This is a genomic window from Candidatus Nitrospira nitrificans, from assembly GCF_001458775.1.
Lineage (GTDB): Bacteria > Nitrospirota > Nitrospiria > Nitrospirales > Nitrospiraceae > Nitrospira_D > Nitrospira_D nitrificans.
The window spans coordinates 198,805-216,561 of record NZ_CZPZ01000023.1; the positions used below are offsets into that span (position 1 = coordinate 198,805).

The window sequence follows — 17,757 nt, forward strand, 5'->3', positions numbered from 1 at the left end:
TCGCAGGTACGTTTTCATGAAGGCCACGTCGACCGGCCAGGTGAAAAAAACCGCACATCTTTCCGTTTGAAGAAGCCGATGAGCGTCATCCCCGCGATGAATCCACCGATATGAGCAAAAAAAGCGACACCACCTCCAGCAGCTCCCACGCTCATGCCCCCGCTGATCAGCTGCGTGACAAACCACATGCCGAGAACGATGCCCGCTGCTACTCTGGTCATTCCGATCGCCGGCAGCAAAACCAGCACATGAGCGCGTGGAAATAACAGCAGATAGGCGCCGAGTACAGCCGAAATGGCCCCGCTAGCCCCCACCATCGGGATTTGGGAGGAGGGGTCGGTTAAGGCATGGCTCAGCGCAGCCAGGATACCGCAGAGGAGATAGAAGACGGTGAATTTCACGTGGCCCATCACATCTTCGATGTTATTGCCGAAAATCCAGAGGTAGAGCATGTTCCCGAGTAGATGCATCCAGCCTCCGTGAAGAAACATGCTGCTTACCAGCGTCAGGGATGCCGGCAAGGCAACGGCTTCGTCGGGAAGCGAAGCCTGGCCAAAGACAATGGCAGGGATGGCGCCGTATTGAAACGCAAAGAGCTCGGCGGCCTCCTGAGGAAGATTCGTTTGATAGAGAAACACAGTGACACAGATGCCGATAAAGATCATCGTGACGATGGGAATCCGTTGGGTGGGATTATCGTCGTGGAGAGGAATCATGAGGGTCCACAGCTATGGCGTTTGGCGATGACCGTGAATCATACGAGGCAATCTAGGATCATTCGGAGGAGTCCCATCCCTCTCCAGCAGAACGGAAAAGCCGGCTGCATGGGTATGGCCCCCGCCGCCAAACGAGGCGGCAATGGTTCCAACATCCGTCCCGTCGGCTCGAGAGCGCATGCTGAAATAGCGACGACCATCGCGGTCATGCCAGATCAGGCAAAAGGGATGATGCGGCGAGAGCCGCTCGCCGATTTGACTCGTCAGAATGGCGCTTTGCACGGAGGGAACGACCGCTCCCTGAAATTCAACGAGAGCGGCTTGTGCCGCGAGTTTACCGACCAGTTCCTGTTCATACCGTAAAATGGCTCGGCCTTCCTGTTGGAGCGTCGACTGAGTAAAGCGTTCCCATACGTTGAAATCAAATGGGTAGGAGGCCAATGCCGCGTTGATTTCGCGACTGTCCGGCAAAGCCCAGGTCCATAAATCCTTGTCCTGAATATATTGCAGCAACCATGGAGCCGGCGTCCCGTGGGCCCATTCCCAGCTCAGAACGGCACCGGACTTTGTTTGATCGAAGTATGCGTTTGAAAAGCCGTCCAAGGTCCGCTCGGCGGTGATATGGTGATCGAGAACCAGAAGTTCTTTGGTCTCGGAAGCCATGGCTTCCAGGATCGGACGGGCGTAACTGAAATCGACAATCACGACACGGCGATCCTGGAGATCGGGAGGGGGCGGGTGGCCATGTTTGACCGGTAAAAAACTCGCGCCCGGAAACTTTTTCCACAGGGCCCAAGCCGCTCCGAACCCATCGGAACACTCGGCATGATACAAGACAATGTCCGGAGAGCCATGGAATGGGGGGGCGGAAGATACGGTACCCATAAGAGTTGGGAGAGAATAGCATGCCTAGGTCAGGACTAAAAGGCGTCTGTCGCGTTCATGCCGACCGGCAGGCATGACTCACAACTCGTTCAGGTGACAGATCAATTGGCGAAGTCGACCGGCGCTGCGTCGATTAAAATTGAACACGAGTCGAGGGAGATCGCGCAGGGTCGGCTCATCCAATTCTTCCGCAAGTGGGCCGCGAAGTTCGAATGTGCCGTCCAAGAGGAGATCGCCGAATCGGTCGCGGATCTGTTCGAGTTGCTCAGCCGTAATGGTCTGCTTGAGCCGCATGGCGAGCTCTCGCCCTACAAAGCGTATGGAATGGTAGCGCCGGTAGAATCTGAGGATCTGGCTCACGGCTGCGTCTGCGGTATCGACGATTGAGAAGAGATTCATATCCTCTTCATTGATGAGTTTGCGCCTCAGCAATTGCCGCGTCACAAAAGCCGACCAATCGTCCCAATAGTCGCAGCCCGGGGCCTGAAGGCAGATGATCGGTTGCGGGTCGCTTTTGCCGGTCTGGGCGAGCGTGAGGATTTCAAACCCTTCGTCGTGCGTGCCGAACCCGCCGGGGAAAAGCGCGATGGCATTGGCTTCCTTTTGAAACATCAACTTGCGGGTGAAAAAGTATTTGAAGGTAATGAGCTTCGGATCATCGGCGATCGTTGAGTTCGGCCCTTGTTCGAACGGCAGCATAATGTTGACGCCGAAACTGTTCTCGCGTCCGGCCCCTTCTTGGGCCGCACGCATGATTCCATCTGCTCCACCGGTGATGACCATGAACCCTTCCCGGACGATGCCTTGGGCGAATTGGTGTGCAAGTTGATAGTTCGGATCATCGGAGAGTGTTCGTGCCGAGCCGAAGATGCTGACTTTCTGGCGATGGCGATACCCATGGAAAACACTGAATGCATGACGCAGCTCTTTGACGGCACGATTCACGATTTTCACATCCAGAAGATCCAAGTGCGCATCATGGAGTTTCAGCAGCCCTGTCAGAAGTTCCGTCATGAGGCCGGCATGCAGGTCATCCTCACGGCTGTCGAGAAGGGCGCTGATTTGATGCAAGATCTCGTCTCGTGACAAGGCGGGACGAGGTCGAATCTGCGGAGATCTGCCGGTTGTATTCATGGTTGTCCTCATACGGTAAGTGAGAGAAGGAATTGTACCAATGGATCGGAGGTTGGTCAAAGATTGACGGGATCTGGTGCGGCTAGGAGGGGTCGAACGATTTGGGGAGCTTGGCCAGCACCCAGGCTTTGATCCTGGACTGATCCGCGAGGGGAAGGTCGATGAATTGTATCTCTACACCCCGAGGTGCGGCGATGAGGGAACTGGTGGGGCCGGCTACCGGCTCAATGCTCGTGTTATTCAAGATGTTCCCTCGGATGGTCAAGGGACTCATCATCTCAGAGAGACAAAAGCTCAATAGGACTTTAGTCCCCGGCAACAACAGCGCGGGAGACTCCACCGAGGCGCCGGCATGACTGAGCTGCGAGATGGCGATCTGATATTCCGCTCCCGCACCCTCTCCATCCAAGATACTGATGGTGGCTGAGATGTTTGCCGCGCATCGCTTTGGAGAAAGGACCAGGTCCCTCGCGGTGAGGACGCCGACCGGTTGATCTTGTTTCGTGACGATGAGGATCGGTGTCCCGGTGGACATCATGAGCGCCGACGCCTCGTCCATTGCTCGATCGTATTCGATAAACTGGACCGGGCGTGTCATGATGGTTCGAACCTCGATGTCATCCGGTTCGAGACCCTGCGCGACGACCTTCTTGACGATGTCGGTCGGCGTCATGAGTCCGAAGCGAGACTCGGTATCTTTGACCAGAAGGCAAGGCATGCGTTCGCGTTCCAAGAGCGATGCGGCTTCAGTGACCGAGACGTCTCCTGGAATCTGGACTACGCCGGGTGTCATCATGTGTGCAACCAGTATGGTCTGGTGATCCGTGGCTTTTGGTTCTTGACCGTCCGTGTCCGCCATTCCTCAGCGAGGTCCTTTTTTCTCACGAATCTGCCCCCCTCCTGGCCGCAACGTATGGCAAGTATAGCAGAAGGTTCCTTGCGGCCAGGAGAGGTTGAAAGCCTTGTCATTCAATAGTTTGACGGCATACACTAGGAACGAATCTCGGCCATCGACAAGAGAGAAATGATGGTGTTGAGCGGGGCTTACCATAGAGAGTTCATTCGTCGGCTCGAGAGCATTCCGGTGCATGGGTTGGGACTTTCCGTCGACATTCATGCTCCGGACCTCGCTAGCTTGCGTCGAATTCTACAAGAACGTCAAGTGTCGCCTGCCTACCTTGAAGTGTTCCGCACGACATCGACGGCCTTGGCATCCACCAGGAAGGAGGCCGAAGACGGGCTTCTGACATATCATGGCGAAGGGTTGTGGGTCACGCAACCCGAGATGGCCGATTCGGCGGCATTTGAGCACGAAATTTCCGAGACTACAGCGCAACTGATCATCTTGCAAAGTGCTTGGCTGAATCATGAGTGTGCGACGAAATATCTCGCCGGGTATCACTATGGGACCTACCTCCCTCCGCTCTATACGCCGTCAAGCGCGAACGTGGTGGCTGATAATACACGAGTGATCCAACGTCTGCTTAACCAACAGTGTCGTTTGGCCAATGGGAGCACACCGTTGGTGCTCCTTGAAATGCCGCCTCTCACGTACTTTGTCGCAGGGACAATGTCTATCCCAAGGTTTTTTCAGATGGTCAGCGAACAGGCTTCTTGTGGGCTGGTCTTGGACGTGGGCCATCTCTGGACGGTGTTTCGATATTCCGGCGCGCATCGGACCATGTCGCTGACTCGATTTGTCGAGGCATTTCTCAACGAGTTTCCCTTGGATCGCGTGGTTGAGATTCACGTGGCAGGCTTGGCTGTTCATGAATCACACCGAGCCCTCACTTCACGGCTGAGCGGTGGTTTGGGCGATGACGAGCTTCCTGCATGGATCGATGCCCACGCCGCCCCCATTCCGACCGTCTTGTTCGAGATGCTCGATCAGATTCTATGCCATCCACGGCTCACCAGCTTGAAAGGTCTTGCCCTGGAGGTGGATACGAAACCGATCGAATTGATCGCGGATGAATTCGCGGAATTCACCCGGCGCTATGGAGCATTATTCCATCGGCTGAGTCACATTGAACAGGGCGTGCCGGACTGCGAGGCGCTCTCAGTGGCGGAAGGATCGATGTTGACTCCGAGCACACAAACCCTTAACGAGGCCTATGATCGATATGCACGGGTTACGGCGGGAATCATGGAGCCGGCGGGATCAGAATGGAACCAAGCCACCGCCAACATCCAGGAGCTGGACCTCTATCGTTTCGTCTATCTCCCGTATGAGATTCTTCACTGGGGAGGGAAAGTGGACGACATGTTTGTGGAGTCCTGCCGTCAACTCAGAGAGCGTGATATCTCGCTCGAGGGATTTGTGGCCTTCTGGTTTCGTGAGCCCCGCCCTCTCTCCGGCACCTACGATTTCTTCTTGTTGAAGATCGACCGGTTCGTGGAGTTTGTCCATGAGGTGGCGCCTGAGTTGCGAGCCGTGGCCGAAAAAGAGGCCGACGAGCTTCGGCGCGCCTACCGCTTTGTCAATGAACCAACGTTTCAGTGTAAGAGCTGAGTATGAGCTTTTGGCTGAATCTCCCACGTCCGATCATTGGGTTGTCCCCTATGGATGGGGTCACCGATGCGTGCTTTCGATCGGTCATCGCCCAGCAGGGGAAGCCGGACGTCAGCTTTACAGAATTTACGCATGTCCATGACGTCTGCCACGGACCGGAGATTCAATTGGAGACGCTTCTGTACAGCGAGAGGGAACGGCCCATCGTGGCGCAGCTCTATGGGAAAGACCCGCATCTCTTCTATCTGGCGGCACAGGTGGTGTGCGAGCTGGGCTTCGACGGGCTGGACATCAACATGGGGTGCCCGTCGAAGAGCGTGGCGTCGTCCGGATCAGGCGCCGGGCTGATCCGCACTCCAGAGCTGGCTCGCGCGATCATGCAGGCAGCCCAACGTGGAATCGAGGATTGGGCCGGCGGCCAGAGGCTCGAACAAGCGGGTTTGAAGTCGGCGCGAATTGCCATGTTTGAACGGCTGAATCACCAGCGCGGCCAACCCGGTCCAATCCCGCGCCGCCAACTGCCCCTGTCCGTGAAGACCAGGCTCGGCTATGACTCGGTGACGGTTGAGGAATGGGTCGAGGAGCTCTTGAGGGAACAACCGACTGTGATCTCGCTCCATGGGCGAACCCTCCGGCAGATGTATCGAGGCACGTCGGACTGGTCGGCGATTGGGCGCGCGGTGGCATTGGTGAAGGGGACAGGAACGTTGTTATTGGGGAATGGGGACATTCAGAGCCTTGACGACGTCGCGGGACGAGTTCGTGAAACCGGGGTCGATGGAGTATTGGTCGGGAGGGGTGTGCTTGGCGCGCCGTGGTTCTTTCGCTCGAAAGAGCAGGCCCGCATGCGAGCCTGGCATGAGAATGGTGCCAACATCCGACGAGGTCCAGGCGAGGTTTCGTTGAATGAGCGCTTTGCCCTGTTGGTCGACCATGCGCAACAGTTCCAGGCGCTGGTTGGGGAAAAACAATTCCATCGTATGCGCAAACATCTCGGCTGGTACTGTAAAGGCTTTCCACATGCCGCCTCGCTTCGCGCACGGATGGTGCGGGTCTCTTCCGTCGAAGAGCTCCGTGCCCTCCTCGCAGAGTTTCACGATCGGCCGGAAACCATGGCAGGCCTTCCCCAGTCCGAATCAGTCGATGAGTCGAGCGTGTTGGTCTCACGATGCAGCTAGTGCTGGCGTCGAGTTCGCCGCGCCGCCGGGAACTCCTGACACTACTGGGTCTTTCCTTCGAGGTGTGCTCGCCGGAGTTCCACGAACACCCCACGGTTGGATGGCCACCGATCGAGCAGGTCAGGCACTTCGCGCGTGAAAAGGCGAGATCCGTGGCATGCGCGAGGTCACGAACCCTCGTGCTCGGCAGCGATACCGTGATCGACCTCGATGGCCGACTGCTCGGGAAACCGGTAGACCTTGCAGAGGCACGTGCCATGTTGGCCGATCTGGCCGGCCGCTCCCATCAGGTCCATACGGCCGTCGCCTTATGCGATCGAGAACGGCATATTGAATCAGCGGAGGTGGCCACAGCGGAAGTCTGGATGAAAGCAGACCTCGATCATGCCTATGAACAATATCTTGCATCGGAGGAATCGTTAGGCAAAGCCGGTGCCTATGCGATCCAAGGACTCGGTGGAGAGCTCGTGGAACGGATCGTCGGTGACTATACGACCGTGGTGGGATTACCGCTGAAACTTGTGGCGCATCTGCTTCAGTCGGCGGGGTATCCGCTTCTCGTGAACGTCGAGGGCCTGTATCGACGCAAGCCGTACGCGAACTGGAATCGGTTCGCGTCCTAATTGCAAAGACTTGATCGTTTCCCTACAATGCACTCTCGCTCAGCCCATTGTCTCGGATACGTACCCCTCGTCATGTCAAGGCTATAAGGGCAAGGTATGACAGTTTGCAAACCGCTTGTCTCACTATTGAGCTTGATCGGCATCCTTTCAGTCGGGAACAGCGGCCTGTGGGCGATTGAGGTGACTTTGTCGTCGGACGAGGCGCACAAAGCGCTGGAGATCGGGCGCATTTCGATGGAAAAGGCCAATTCCCCGGATGACGTGAAGAAGGTCCTTCAGCAAGCGTCTTTAGCCACTCGCGTGGGGGCTGACCCGGAGAAAGAGCCCTGCGGCGCCAGCGCGGTTCTTCGCACCAAACGGTATCGGCTGGAAGCCTTTGGTCGCCAAGAGGCAGCAGAATCGAAGAAGCGGAAAACGGACGTGCGCATGCCCGAAGAGTTTATCCAGAAAGTGATGGACATGCCCAACATGGAAATGGAAGTGCAGCTGTGCGGCGACGACGAGTATTTTGCCGAAGGCGCATTGATTGAGTTGCAGCAAGGGGCGAAGCGGATCAAGCCGATCGACATCGGCAAGGCAGAACGAGGACGGAAGAACGAAAGCAATGGCCCAGCCTACCGATCCAGATTTACCGCCCTCTTTGCTTACGAACAGTTCGATCCCACTGCATCGTCCGTATTTGTCGTGAACCTACAGGATGGAAAAGAAATCAGAATTTCCGCCGACTTTTCCAAAGTGAAGTGAGTTCCCTCGTTCTCTGACCTCTGCATCATCGATCCAAACGCTCTTCCCCATCGTTTACACAATAAGGCTTTTATGCATCCAAAATGCCCCTGTGGCATCGAATTCCATCGAGCGGGTTACTCTATCCGAGTCACATTGAGACTCTACTGAGGAATTATGATAGTTAATCCATAAGAGAGCGGAAAGACCGAAAGCAAGGACTTGTAGCCGTGAAAAGGATGGGATGTTGAACTTTACAGACCATTGGACAGGCTATCTGGCATTAGCGATATTTCTAGCCGCTTATGCGTTGGTGATCGCGGAAGAACACTTTGATCTGCGGAAGTCAAAGCCCGTCATGGTGGCGGCAGGGGCGATCTGGATACTGACGGCGATCGCCTATGTCTCTCAACAGCAATCCCATCTCGCCGCGGAGATCCTGCGCCATAATCTGCTGGAGTATGCCGAGCTGATGTTGTTTCTTCTCTCCGCGATGACGTTCATCAACACGATGAGTGAACGCAACATCTTCGAAGCATTGCGGACAGGTCTCGTTTCGATCGGGTTGTCCCTGCGTTCGGTGTTCTGGCTGACCGGGCTGCTGGCCTTTTGCATATCGCCTATCGCGGATAATCTGACCACGGCGCTGGTGATGGGAGCCGTCGTGATGGCCATGGGGGCGGGCAACAGACGATTCATCAGCGGGGCCTGCATCAATGTGGTGGTTGCGGCCAATGCGGGCGGGGCGTTCAGCCCCTTCGGGGACATTACGACCCTCATGGTCTGGCAGAAAGGGGTGGTGCATTTTGGCGATTTCTTTGCCTTGCTCATCCCCTCTCTTGTCAACTGGTTTGTTCCGGCGGCCCTGATTTCGATTGCGATTCCACAGGATAAGCCCGTAGCCAGAACAAAATCAGTGCGAGTCAAGCATGGCGGCTATGTCGTGGTGCTCATATTTTTCATCACCATAGCCACCACGGTGCTCATGCATCATTTCCTTGGGCTGCCTCCCTTTATAGGCATGATGACGGGGCTTGGAATTCTTAAGTCCTACGGCTATTTTCTCCGGCGCAGGGAATTGGATCTGTGGAAGGAGAATCCTGCGTTTGATGGCGATGTAAGCCTCAATGCAGAACTCAAGCCCGCGGTCAAGCCGTTCGATGTGTTCATCAGCATGAAACGTGTGGAATGGGACACGCTGATGTTCTTTTACGGCATCATGCTCTGTGTCGGCGGGCTCGGCGCATTGGGGTATCTGGCCACACTTTCTGAATTTCTCTATAAGGATTTGGGCGCCACGTCCGCGAATGTCCTGATCGGGGTTCTTTCAGCGGTGATCGACAACATCCCCGTGATGTTTGCCGTGTTGACCATGAATCCCGAGATGAGCCTCGGCCAATGGTTGTTAGTGACAATGACAGCCGGTGTCGGCGGATCGCTGTTGTCTATCGGCTCGGCTGCGGGTGTCGCCCTCATGGGGCAGGCACGAGGAATCTACACATTTTCTGCGCATCTGAAATGGACGTGGGCCATTGCCTTGGGCTATGCGGCAAGTATCGCCGTTCATTTCGCATTGAACGGCGCGCTCTTTCATCCCTAGCCCGCATTTTTCGTGGGATCGCTAAAAGTCGTCGATGGAGACGGGTCGGAGAAAGTCCCGAACCGACACCATGCCGATGAGCGCACCCTCTTTGGTGACGCCGAGGTGGAGCGTGCGATGCTTGTCCATGAGGTCGGCGGCTTCCGTCAACGGTCGCCGCTCTTCGATCCCCGGCACCGGACTGCTCATGATGTCCTCCACCGGCACGAAGTAGGACACGTTCTCCGCTCCCACGAACTTCTTGACGACATCCGATTCCGTGAGGATGCCGATGATCTGCGTTTGGCGGGCTACCAGCACACCTTCGACGTTGCAGGCTTTCATCAATTTCGCCGCCTCGACGACCGACGTGCCTGCGTCCACTGTCACCGGTTCTTTCTGCATTAAGTTGCCTACTGTAATCATACTGATCCTCCTCCTTATTATTTTTGTTTGGTTACAGGCTACCAATGTGTTGTTGCACAGGTGTTAGGTGGATATTACGGACGGGTAAAATGTGGGGGAATGATCAGGGAACGCTTCGATAATCCATGCTGTCATGCTGTGTCACCTCCTTTCGGGTTGTCAGGACTTCAGAAAGGTTTGTCGTCGTTCCATCCCTGATCGACATGATGCAGCCAACTGGGTCACTTTTTCCCCTTCGTTACGATCCCGCGAATTCTGTGTGAAGAATGATTACTCGAATTCCTCCCAGCCGCTCAAGCGGCTGCCGAAGACCAGCGTGCGTCTGGTAGTGGAAACGAGGATGAGCCCATTGTCATTCTCCACTTCCACGATTCGCTCGTGCACATCCAGGGCCTTCGACGCGAAGCCCCCAAGCAACGGCGTGAATCCGATCAATCGCTCATTGGTGATGAAGACCGCTCCATAGTCGTTGCTGTGGAAGCGAGCCACTTTTTCGCGCATCCCTAACGTTTCTTCGAGCCATAGGCCGTTGACGCCGCGAAATCCGTACAGATGCCGGTCCGTCCTGATGAGGCTGAAGGTCGGAAGGATCTTCCGTTCCAGGACTTTTTCATTCACGTCCAGTTCTTTCTTGCTCCAGGTCAGGGCACGGCTTGAAAATCCTAAGAGCCGACGAGATGTCACCACGATGCCGTTGATCCCGTTTGCGCCGGAACTGATCACGACTTCCTGGGCGCCCAACGGAATGTCCCTCCGCCCGCTCAGTTGACTGGTCGCGACGGCCATGCCGGATTCGAACCATAAAGCGATCTCGGATTGAGGATCTCCCGTAACGACGGCCGGTGAAATTATCAAAGCCAGACAAAGGTAGGTTGTGCAGAAGAACGGGGTCAAAAGGCCAAGGGAGTCGGTTGCCTTCATGTTTCACGGAGATTGATTTGGTTCCTCGGGCTTCTCCAAGATGCTAAGGCGTGATCGAAACATTGCGCCCCTGCTCAGGTGAGACGACGCGGAGTGTTAGTGCCCCGCCCCCATCGGGAGAAAGGGAAGGGCTATGGAAAGCGTGATCAATATGATGATAATCCACTCAAGCACCTCCATTCGCCTGGTGCCGGCTCGATCCGACATCTTGCCGTAGATACTTTCCAGGGTTTGCAGTTTACGAAGAATGCTCGCGTCCCAGGCCTCCAAATGAAAACGTTGCGAGACGAGCCGATAGACTCGCGCAAGGTACTGATCGCCCAGCAGTTTCAAGGTATTGGTGACGTGTTCGAAGAGCAGGGCGCTGTCTACCTGAAGCTGCGCGATGTGTGTCAGGTCTTTTTCGTGTGAGCCGGGCAGCGACAGGAGCCGCGGCTTTCGAGACAGGGCCTCATACCCTTCATCCAGCGCCAGATCCAACTGTTCGTCGAGCATCCGCATCTCCAGCAACTCCACGTTGGCGAACTCCAACACCGCGCGGACGTCGTCCATTTCTTTGCCGAACAACACCGCTGAATGCCAGTCGATTAGCGCCATGTCCTCTTGTCCGAACGAGATGCGGCAGGAGAGCGCATCGGCCACTTCTTGATCGGACAGCGCGGTCCGCTCCGCGCGCAATAGATGAGCCAAGTCGGTTTCGTGACTTGTCCACATCAGGGGAGGCTCCGGCACGGACGACTCGATCGAAAAAATGATGTAATCCTCCACTTCCTCCGCAATGGCCGGCCGCTCGATGGCCGCGCCTAGCGCATGGACCAACTGCTCCACGCGTGTGCGCGACTCAGTCAGCAGTCGTTCATTCTCATAGAGCGACTCGCTCAGATCTAACAATCGAGCGAATGGTCCTTCGATCGGGAAGCGATAGGTAATGGTGACCGCGCCGAAGTCATAGGCCATGACCTCGATAGTAGAACTCGCCTGATACCGCCCCACGTCGACGATGCTTCCTTCCTGAACCAACCGCAGCGGAGCCGGCCGATACTCAAAATACTGAGGCGCTCTGGTCTTATGGCGCAGGCGCCCTCGTTCCGTCCCGGCGATGATCCGCCGTTCCGCCTCGGTCAGGTTGATGGAGAGCCCGATATCGTACGCAAAAATGGCGAAGCAGGTTCCTTTGGTGATGGTGACATGCTCCGGCATCGTCATCCCTCGCGCTCCAATCATTCTAACAGTTTCACCTCGTGCATTCTGACAAGCATGCCCTGATTGCCCGAGACAGATGCATCGTTCTTGTGCCGATTCGGTGACTCGACTGGTTTTGGTTGTGCAATGGGTGCATGCCCTGACCTCTTGCGATCAGTGATACAGCATAAACGGCAACAAATGATTACGGAGAGTGTGTAAACATCTCGATGTGGTTGCTGTAAATGGACATGGGAAAAAAGTCTTACTACGTCGGACGCTGATCCAATAGTTTGTACCCCGGCGTCTTGACCGAGACGATCGAGTCATTGAGAAGCGGCACTTTTACTTTCAGGCGCCGGACATGGACATCGACGGTTCGTGTCGTCCCATAGTAGTCATAACCCCAGACCGCATTGAGAAGCACCTCTCGCGTCGGCACTCGCCCGGGGTGACGCAAGATGTTCAAGCAGTCCAAACTCCTTGGCCGTGAGCAGCGCTTCTTTTCCTTGCACCGTCACTTCATGTCGCGTCAGATCCATCCGTAAATGACCATATGTAAAAGAGGTGGTTTTTCCATCGGTTGTCCGGTCAAAACGAATGTTCTTGTGACGGAGTGAACTCACGGAATCTCCCCCGATCATTCTTCCTTAAGCTTGCGCGAGCAAACATACGCTCTCTACGTTACAGGCTTGTTACGAATGGAAGGATGGAAAGGCGAAGGTATGAGAGGTGTGAAACGACGATGTCAGGCGGTCGGTTCGTTCAAGCGGATGGTATAGAGGTAGTGGTACAGACCCTTACGGGCGAGAAGCTCTGCGTGCGTGCCTTCCTCGACCAATTTCCCCTTATCCAAGACTAGAATTCGGTCGGCGCGCTGAATGGTCGACAGTCGATGGGCGACGACGAAGGTCGTGCGACCTTCCATGAGGCGCTGAAGGGCTTCCTGCACCAGCCGCTCCGATTCGGTATCCAGCGCTGAGGTCGCTTCGTCCAGCAATAAAATGCGGGGATTCTTCAAGATCGCCCGAGCGATCGCAATACGTTGGCGTTGTCCGCCCGAGAGGTTGACTCCTTTCTCGCCGACCAGGGTGTGGTATCTGTCCGGCAAGCTCGTGATGAAGTCATGAGCATGCGCGGCCTTGCTCGCCTCCAATACCGCGGCTTCGTCCGCTTCCCTCTTTCCGTAGCGAATGTTGTCGAGAATGGTTCCTCCAAAAAGAATGGTTTCCTGTGGAACCAGCGCAATCTGGCGGTACCAACTTTCAAGGGTCACGTCCCGCAGATCTTTGCCGTCGATAGTGAGGCGCCCTTCTATGGGATCGTAGAACCGGTGCAGCAGGTTGATGACCGTGGTTTTCCCGGCGCCGGTTGGGCCGACGAAGGCGACCAATTCTCCCGGCTTGGCTTCGAACGACAGATCCAATAACACTGGGTGTTGAAGGTCGTAACCGAAGCTGATCCTCTCGACCAGGACGTGCCCTTGGACTGTGGCGAGACTTTGTGCCTTGGGTGAGTCTGCAATTTCCGGTTGTGCATCCAGAATTTCAAAGACTCGTTGCAGGGCTCCCTGCGCCTCTTTGAGCTGCGTAAAGATGCGGGCTCCTGAACTGAAGGGGCCGATGAGAATGCCGGCAAAGAGGACGAAGGCGAACAGCTCCCCTGGCGTGACCGTCCCTTCGATGACCTGTCGACCGCCGTACCAGAGCACCGCCGCTGCAGAGGAGAACGTGACCAGGCTGATCACGGGAATGAACACGGCCATGATGCCTGCCCGGTGCAGTGTGAGACGAAGCGTCTCGTTCACCTGGGTGGCGAAGCGAGTTTCTTCCCGCGGTATCTGCACGAAGGATTTGACGATTCGAATGCCGGAAATCACTTCCTCGACGAGAGTGCTGAGCGCAGCTGTGTGGTCTTGAATCGAGGTCGACAGGGACTTCAGTCTGCGACCGAATACCTTGGCGACCAGGACCAGCAACGGGAGCAGAATCAGGATCAGGAGGCAGAGGCGCCAATTCATCATCAGGAGAAATGTCATGCCGCCGATGAAGGTCACGAGTTGCTTGACCGTGTCGATCGGGGTTTCCGTGACGATGGATTGAATGACCGCGACGTCGTTCATCACTCGCGACAGCAACTCCCCGGTGCGACGCCGGGCGAAAAAACTGACTGTCAACGTCTGCAGGTGGCCGAAGAGATGTTTGCGAAAGTCGGCGACAATGTGTTGAGAAACCCACGCCGTCAGGTAGCTGTGGCCCATCGAGCAGAGCCCCTGCAGAATCACCAGGCTCAGGAACAGGCCGATCGACCAAGTCATTTGGTCGGCATCGTGCTGAACGGTAATGACATCCCAGAGGCTGCCGGCCAACCGAACCAAGGCAAGATTAATGAGCGCAACCCCGCTCACTAAGAGCCCGGCCAGCATCAGCCGTGTCACATACGGGCGTACGAACGGCAGGAATCGCTTGAAGATCGACATCGTGGTCAGGCGGCGCGTCGGCACGAAATCGTGCCCTCGCTCGGGGCAACGCTGAAAGAGTACGCTGACGAAGGTGAGAGGAAACGACTAGAGTTGAGCGATCGACTCGATCAGGTTTTTATTGATCGCCACGAAATCCGATCGCTCCGTATCGTCGACAACGACGTCGGTCAGGCTGATAAAGAGACGCGCTTCTTCGTTGATCGCGTCGGAGACACGGTTCCGCATCGGAGGGACCAGGAAGTCTCCCACGTAGGTACAATTGACCGTTCGTACGCGGATGCGGACTTTCTTCCCCTCGGCCACGGTTCCCTCCTCCGGCCACGCCGGTAGAACTTAGCTTTTTCGGCGAAGAAACTTCTGGCGCTGGCGCAGCTTCTTATACTTATGCTTGCGCATCTTCTTCCGCCGTTTCTTCAGGACGCTTGACATGTTCTGTATCTCCTAAGGAGGGGCGAGTCTAAAAGCTTTCCGCTGAAAATGCAAGGTCACGGCGTCTTTTCCCCTTATGCTATACTGCACCGCCATGGAACTCGGAAGGATCGGTTTTGCAAGGCCTCCGGCCATCGTGTGGCTGATCGTGCTTGCGGTGGCGGTCGTTGGGTGTCCGTCGAAGACCATCCGATACCCGGCAGAGCACGAGCGGCTCCTTCGTATCGATCAGGCGGTGGAATCCTTGCGGAGCGCGTATCAGCGAAAGGATCAGTCCGGGTTCCATGCCCTGCTGTTGCCGGCAGATCAGCTGAACGAACTGCGGCAGCAAGCCGAAATGGACTTCGCAGCCTTTTCCACCATCTCTCTTGAATTCAAGATCGAACGGGTCACGATCGAAAAGGACGACATCAATGTCCTTATCCATTGGCAAGGGACGTGGAAGCGAGATGCCGCTGATATGGGTGTCAGGCACCGGGGCCTCGCGCGGCTGCAATGGGTTGGGACGAACTCGATTCTCTTACGCGGCGCGCAGGGAGATTTGCCGTTTGGAATGAAGACAAAACAGATGTTGTCGGAACCTCTCTCATCGCCGCCCCAACCACGATAACCATGCCGCGGAGCGCGCTGGAAACAGATTTTCTCGTCATCGGCAGCGGAGTCGCCGGGCTTCGCGCTGCCTTGGATCTCTGTCGAGTCGGGCGGGTCATCGTTCTCACCAAGGGGCATCCCTTACAAAGCAATTCCATCTTTGCGCAAGGCGGGGTGGCCGTGGCCTTGAGTGAAGAGGATGATGTCGCCATCCATTTGACCGATACCGTGAAGGCCGGACACGGCCTGTGTCGCCGCGAGGCGGTGCGGGTGTTGGTCGAGGAAGGGCCGGATCGGATTCAAGAGCTCATCCGCTGGGGCGCGAAATTCGACAAAGCCGGCGGGAAGTTCGCCTTTGCTCGTGAAGCGGCTCACAGCCGCAGCCGAATTCTCCGCGCGAGAGGCGATGCCACAGGAAATGAAATGGTGCGGGTGTTGATGACGCAGGTGGCGCGACACAAGCAGATCGTCAGGCTGGATTACCACTTCACCGTCGATCTTGTGGTTGAGGGAGGCCGATGTTGCGGCGCGGTGGTGCTGAATGAACATTCAGGGGAACAATTCATCATTCCGGCAAAGGCCGTCGTCCTGTCGACAGGGGGAGCCGGGCAGATTTTTGCTCGCACCACCAATCCGCCCAATGCGACCGGCGACGGCATGGCCATGGCCTTCCGCGCGGGAGCGGAACTTCACGACATGGAATTCGTCCAGTTTCATCCAACCTCACTCTATTTGCCGTCAAGCCCGCCTTTTTTGTTGTCGGAAGCCATGCGAGGAGAGGGCGGTCAGTTGCGCAATAATAGGGGAGAGACCTTCATGTCACGCTATCACCCGCTCGGGGCCTTGGCTCCGCGGGATATAGTGGCGCGGGCGATTTGGGCGGAAATGGCGGCGACGCGCGCGCGGCATGTCTATCTTGACGTGACTCACTTGGGGGCAGATTTTGTCAAACGGCGATTTCCGACGATCTATGCGACCTGTCTTCGTCATGATATCGATATCACAGAAGAGTGGATCCCGGTCTCTCCGAGCGCTCATTACATGATGGGGGGAGTAGGGACCGACCTCAACGGGGCGACGACCTTGCCGGGTCTTTTTGCGGCGGGCGAGGTGGCCTGTAGCGGAGTGCATGGCGCCAATAGGCTGGCCAGCAATTCCTTGCTGGAGGGGTTGGTGTTTGGGATGCGGGCCGGCATTGCCGCCGTTGCCTGGGCCTCACGCCGTTCGATGCCCGATGTGACTCATCACGTGGAGTGCCTGAGGAGCAGTCGGTTGGAACGATTGGAAGATGCCGAAAAAATACGGAGTTCGCTTCGCCGGACCATGTGGGGACAAGTGGGGCTTATCCGTTCTCGGGAGTCGCTTGTCCGCGCGACGGCCCAGCTTGCGCGGTGGGAACGGATGGTGTCCCGACCCTTTGCGGGGAGGGCCGATCTGGAGGTCAAGAACATGGTGCAAGTGGCGCATTGCGTGGCAGAGGCTGCGCTCTGGAGAGAAAACAGCGTGGGCGCCCATTACCGATCTGATTTTCAGGGCTCCAAACGACCAGGCTGGAAACAGCATAGTCAGTTGTGTTCGGGGGGCCGAACTACTGGCCGGACTGAATCGAAGACACAGGAGCGGATCGTGGCATTGCGTACTCCGAAGACGGGATGACGTGCCCGGTCACGGCCAGGTCGCGGGCGAGGAAGAGTCGATAATACCGCAAGACCTTGCGCACGTAGTGGCGGGTTTCGCTGATCGGCGGAAGGGTTCGGTAACGATCGACGACATGCTCCCCGGCGTTATAGGCAGCAAGCGCCAGTGGAAGGTTGCCACGAAATCGGTCGAGCAACTGGCGTAAGTACTTCGTTCCTCCTCCGATGTTGTCCTCGGGGTCGTAGAGGTCCCGGACCTCCAATCGCACTGCCGTTTGCGGCATCAATTGCATCAATCCGATGGCGCCGGCTCGTGAGACCGCACGAGGGTCGAAATCCGATTCAGCCTTGATGATGGCGCGGATAAGAGCGGGGTGGAGTTGATGCTGTTGTGAGAATCGACTGATCACCGGTTCCAACTCCTCCTCCGAGAGAATAGGATGGAGCCGATTCGGGTGGAGGTCGATCCGACGATATCGAGTGTCGGAGGGGACGTTGGTGAGCGATATCGTCCCCTTGGTATCGACATATTGATAAATCTCTGCGCGACTATCACTTGGAACAGCCAGCAGGATGCTGCCGCTCAATGCGACGAGGGCGGCCATGACAGGCCGGTACGTGGTGGAGCGATGTCGTGTGTTTGGTTGTGACATGGTCACACGATAGCAGTCTGGCCCTGCCTGTCAAGAAAATGCGGGTCTTGCGCCTTGGGGGAGGAAAAATGATCAGGGAAACAGGA

At 56.5% G+C, this 17,757-nt stretch carries 19 protein-coding genes; 7 read left to right on the plus strand and 12 right to left on the minus strand.

Annotated features, from left to right (window positions below; genetic code table 11):
- Positions 1–14: 14 nt before the first annotated feature.
- The 4 genes from COMA2_RS13450 to COMA2_RS13465 all read right to left on the minus strand — a co-directional run bounded on the left by COMA2_RS13450 (position 15) and on the right by COMA2_RS13465 (position 3,594).
- Positions 15–716: a rhomboid family intramembrane serine protease gene (locus COMA2_RS13450; RefSeq protein WP_090899105.1), complete on the minus strand. Its 702-nt coding sequence runs from the start codon at positions 714–716 to the stop codon at positions 15–17.
- A gap of 12 nt (positions 717–728) precedes the next feature.
- Positions 729–1,601, minus strand: a complete 873-nt coding sequence (locus COMA2_RS13455; protein ID WP_139077343.1) for a hypothetical protein — start codon at positions 1,599–1,601, stop codon at positions 729–731.
- A 78-nt stretch (positions 1,602–1,679) separates the two neighbouring features.
- Positions 1,680–2,735, minus strand: a complete 1,056-nt coding sequence (locus tag COMA2_RS13460; protein WP_090899111.1) for an LOG family protein — start codon at positions 2,733–2,735, stop codon at positions 1,680–1,682.
- Positions 2,736–2,817: 82 nt separating this feature from the next.
- A complete protein-coding gene (locus COMA2_RS13465; RefSeq protein WP_090899115.1) occupies positions 2,818–3,594 on the minus strand; it encodes a CBS domain-containing protein in 777 nt (258 codons plus the stop codon).
- 165 nt (positions 3,595–3,759) lie between these two features.
- Between COMA2_RS13465 and COMA2_RS13470 the strand changes: the two genes are divergently transcribed.
- From COMA2_RS13470 to nhaD, 5 genes are all read left to right on the plus strand, one after another.
- Positions 3,760–5,247 carry a multinuclear nonheme iron-dependent oxidase gene (locus tag COMA2_RS13470; protein ID WP_090899117.1) on the plus strand — a complete coding sequence of 496 codons (1,488 nt, stop codon included), beginning with the start codon at positions 3,760–3,762 and terminating at the stop codon, positions 5,245–5,247.
- 2 nt (positions 5,248–5,249) lie between these two features.
- Positions 5,250–6,425, plus strand: a complete 1,176-nt coding sequence (locus tag COMA2_RS13475; RefSeq protein WP_090899120.1) for a tRNA dihydrouridine synthase — start codon at positions 5,250–5,252, stop codon at positions 6,423–6,425.
- The gene (locus tag COMA2_RS13480; RefSeq protein ID WP_090899123.1) at positions 6,416–7,048 is read left to right on the plus strand and encodes a Maf family protein; all 633 of its coding nucleotides are present in this window, start codon (positions 6,416–6,418) and stop codon (positions 7,046–7,048) included. Before COMA2_RS13475 ends, COMA2_RS13480 begins: the two co-directional genes overlap by 10 nt.
- Positions 7,049–7,144: 96 nt before the next feature.
- Positions 7,145–7,792 carry a hypothetical protein gene (locus COMA2_RS13485; RefSeq protein ID WP_139077345.1) on the plus strand — a complete coding sequence of 216 codons (648 nt, stop codon included), beginning with the start codon at positions 7,145–7,147 and terminating at the stop codon, positions 7,790–7,792.
- Between the two features lie 223 nt (positions 7,793–8,015).
- Positions 8,016–9,371 carry a sodium:proton antiporter NhaD gene (gene nhaD, locus COMA2_RS13490; protein ID WP_090899129.1) on the plus strand — a complete coding sequence of 452 codons (1,356 nt, stop codon included), beginning with the start codon at positions 8,016–8,018 and terminating at the stop codon, positions 9,369–9,371.
- 21 nt (positions 9,372–9,392) lie between these two features.
- Here nhaD and COMA2_RS13495 read toward each other — a convergent pair whose 3' ends face one another.
- The 7 genes from COMA2_RS13495 to COMA2_RS13525 form a co-directional block, all read right to left on the minus strand.
- On the minus strand, positions 9,393–9,776 hold the full coding sequence (locus COMA2_RS13495) for a CBS domain-containing protein (protein ID WP_090899133.1): 384 nt from the start codon (positions 9,774–9,776) through the stop codon (positions 9,393–9,395).
- Positions 9,777–10,046: 270 nt separating this feature from the next.
- The gene (locus COMA2_RS13500; RefSeq protein WP_139077347.1) at positions 10,047–10,562 is read right to left on the minus strand and encodes a hypothetical protein; all 516 of its coding nucleotides are present in this window, start codon (positions 10,560–10,562) and stop codon (positions 10,047–10,049) included.
- 231 nt (positions 10,563–10,793) lie between these two features.
- Positions 10,794–11,903 (minus strand): hypothetical protein, encoded by a 1,110-nt coding sequence (locus COMA2_RS13505; RefSeq protein ID WP_139077350.1) that lies wholly within the window; start codon positions 11,901–11,903, stop codon positions 10,794–10,796.
- Positions 11,904–12,147: 244 nt separating this feature from the next.
- Complete coding sequence (locus COMA2_RS20930; protein WP_281176446.1) at positions 12,148–12,348, minus strand: winged helix-turn-helix domain-containing protein; 201 nt, start codon at positions 12,346–12,348, stop codon at positions 12,148–12,150.
- A gap of 279 nt (positions 12,349–12,627) precedes the next feature.
- A complete protein-coding gene (locus COMA2_RS13515; protein ID WP_245631016.1) occupies positions 12,628–14,382 on the minus strand; it encodes an ABC transporter ATP-binding protein in 1,755 nt (584 codons plus the stop codon).
- A 63-nt stretch (positions 14,383–14,445) separates the two neighbouring features.
- Positions 14,446–14,664, minus strand: a complete 219-nt coding sequence (locus COMA2_RS13520; protein ID WP_090899142.1) for a DUF6812 domain-containing protein — start codon at positions 14,662–14,664, stop codon at positions 14,446–14,448.
- A gap of 30 nt (positions 14,665–14,694) precedes the next feature.
- On the minus strand, positions 14,695–14,790 hold the full coding sequence (locus tag COMA2_RS13525; RefSeq protein ID WP_086416514.1) for an AURKAIP1/COX24 domain-containing protein: 96 nt from the start codon (positions 14,788–14,790) through the stop codon (positions 14,695–14,697).
- A 76-nt stretch (positions 14,791–14,866) separates the two neighbouring features.
- Between COMA2_RS13525 and COMA2_RS13530 the strand changes: the two genes are divergently transcribed.
- Positions 14,867–15,400 carry a hypothetical protein gene (locus tag COMA2_RS13530; RefSeq protein WP_090899145.1) on the plus strand — a complete coding sequence of 178 codons (534 nt, stop codon included), beginning with the start codon at positions 14,867–14,869 and terminating at the stop codon, positions 15,398–15,400.
- A 2-nt stretch (positions 15,401–15,402) separates the two neighbouring features.
- Positions 15,403–17,037 carry an L-aspartate oxidase gene (nadB, locus tag COMA2_RS13535; protein ID WP_090899148.1) on the plus strand — a complete coding sequence of 545 codons (1,635 nt, stop codon included), beginning with the start codon at positions 15,403–15,405 and terminating at the stop codon, positions 17,035–17,037.
- On the opposite strand, the gene COMA2_RS13540 is transcribed toward nadB, so the two are convergent.
- A complete protein-coding gene (locus COMA2_RS13540) occupies positions 16,970–17,671 on the minus strand; it encodes a transglycosylase SLT domain-containing protein (RefSeq protein WP_245631018.1) in 702 nt (233 codons plus the stop codon). The genes nadB and COMA2_RS13540 overlap by 68 nt on opposite strands.
- Between the last annotated feature and the right edge of the window lie 86 nt (positions 17,672–17,757).

Coding starts and splice junctions, on each gene's coding strand:
- COMA2_RS13450 (WP_090899105.1), bottom strand. CDS start 716: ATGATTCCTCTCCACGACGATAATCCCACCCAACGGATTCCCATCGTC.
- COMA2_RS13455 (WP_139077343.1), bottom strand. CDS start 1,601: ATGGGTACCGTATCTTCCGCCCCCCCATTCCATGGCTCTCCGGACATT.
- COMA2_RS13460 (WP_090899111.1), bottom strand. CDS start 2,735: ATGAATACAACCGGCAGATCTCCGCAGATTCGACCTCGTCCCGCCTTG.
- COMA2_RS13465 (WP_090899115.1), bottom strand. CDS start 3,594: ATGGCGGACACGGACGGTCAAGAACCAAAAGCCACGGATCACCAGACC.
- COMA2_RS13470 (WP_090899117.1), top strand. CDS start 3,760: ATGATGGTGTTGAGCGGGGCTTACCATAGAGAGTTCATTCGTCGGCTC.
- COMA2_RS13475 (WP_090899120.1), top strand. CDS start 5,250: ATGAGCTTTTGGCTGAATCTCCCACGTCCGATCATTGGGTTGTCCCCT.
- COMA2_RS13480 (WP_090899123.1), top strand. CDS start 6,416: ATGCAGCTAGTGCTGGCGTCGAGTTCGCCGCGCCGCCGGGAACTCCTG.
- COMA2_RS13485 (WP_139077345.1), top strand. CDS start 7,145: ATGACAGTTTGCAAACCGCTTGTCTCACTATTGAGCTTGATCGGCATC.
- nhaD (WP_090899129.1), top strand. CDS start 8,016: ATGTTGAACTTTACAGACCATTGGACAGGCTATCTGGCATTAGCGATA.
- COMA2_RS13495 (WP_090899133.1), bottom strand. CDS start 9,776: ATGATTACAGTAGGCAACTTAATGCAGAAAGAACCGGTGACAGTGGAC.
- COMA2_RS13500 (WP_139077347.1), bottom strand. CDS start 10,562: ATGGCCGTCGCGACCAGTCAACTGAGCGGGCGGAGGGACATTCCGTTG.
- COMA2_RS13505 (WP_139077350.1), bottom strand. CDS start 11,903: ATGACGATGCCGGAGCATGTCACCATCACCAAAGGAACCTGCTTCGCC.
- COMA2_RS13525 (WP_086416514.1), bottom strand. CDS start 14,790: ATGTCAAGCGTCCTGAAGAAACGGCGGAAGAAGATGCGCAAGCATAAG.
- COMA2_RS13530 (WP_090899145.1), top strand. CDS start 14,867: ATGCTATACTGCACCGCCATGGAACTCGGAAGGATCGGTTTTGCAAGG.
- nadB (WP_090899148.1), top strand. CDS start 15,403: ATGCCGCGGAGCGCGCTGGAAACAGATTTTCTCGTCATCGGCAGCGGA.
- COMA2_RS13540 (WP_245631018.1), bottom strand. CDS start 17,671: ATGTCACAACCAAACACACGACATCGCTCCACCACGTACCGGCCTGTC.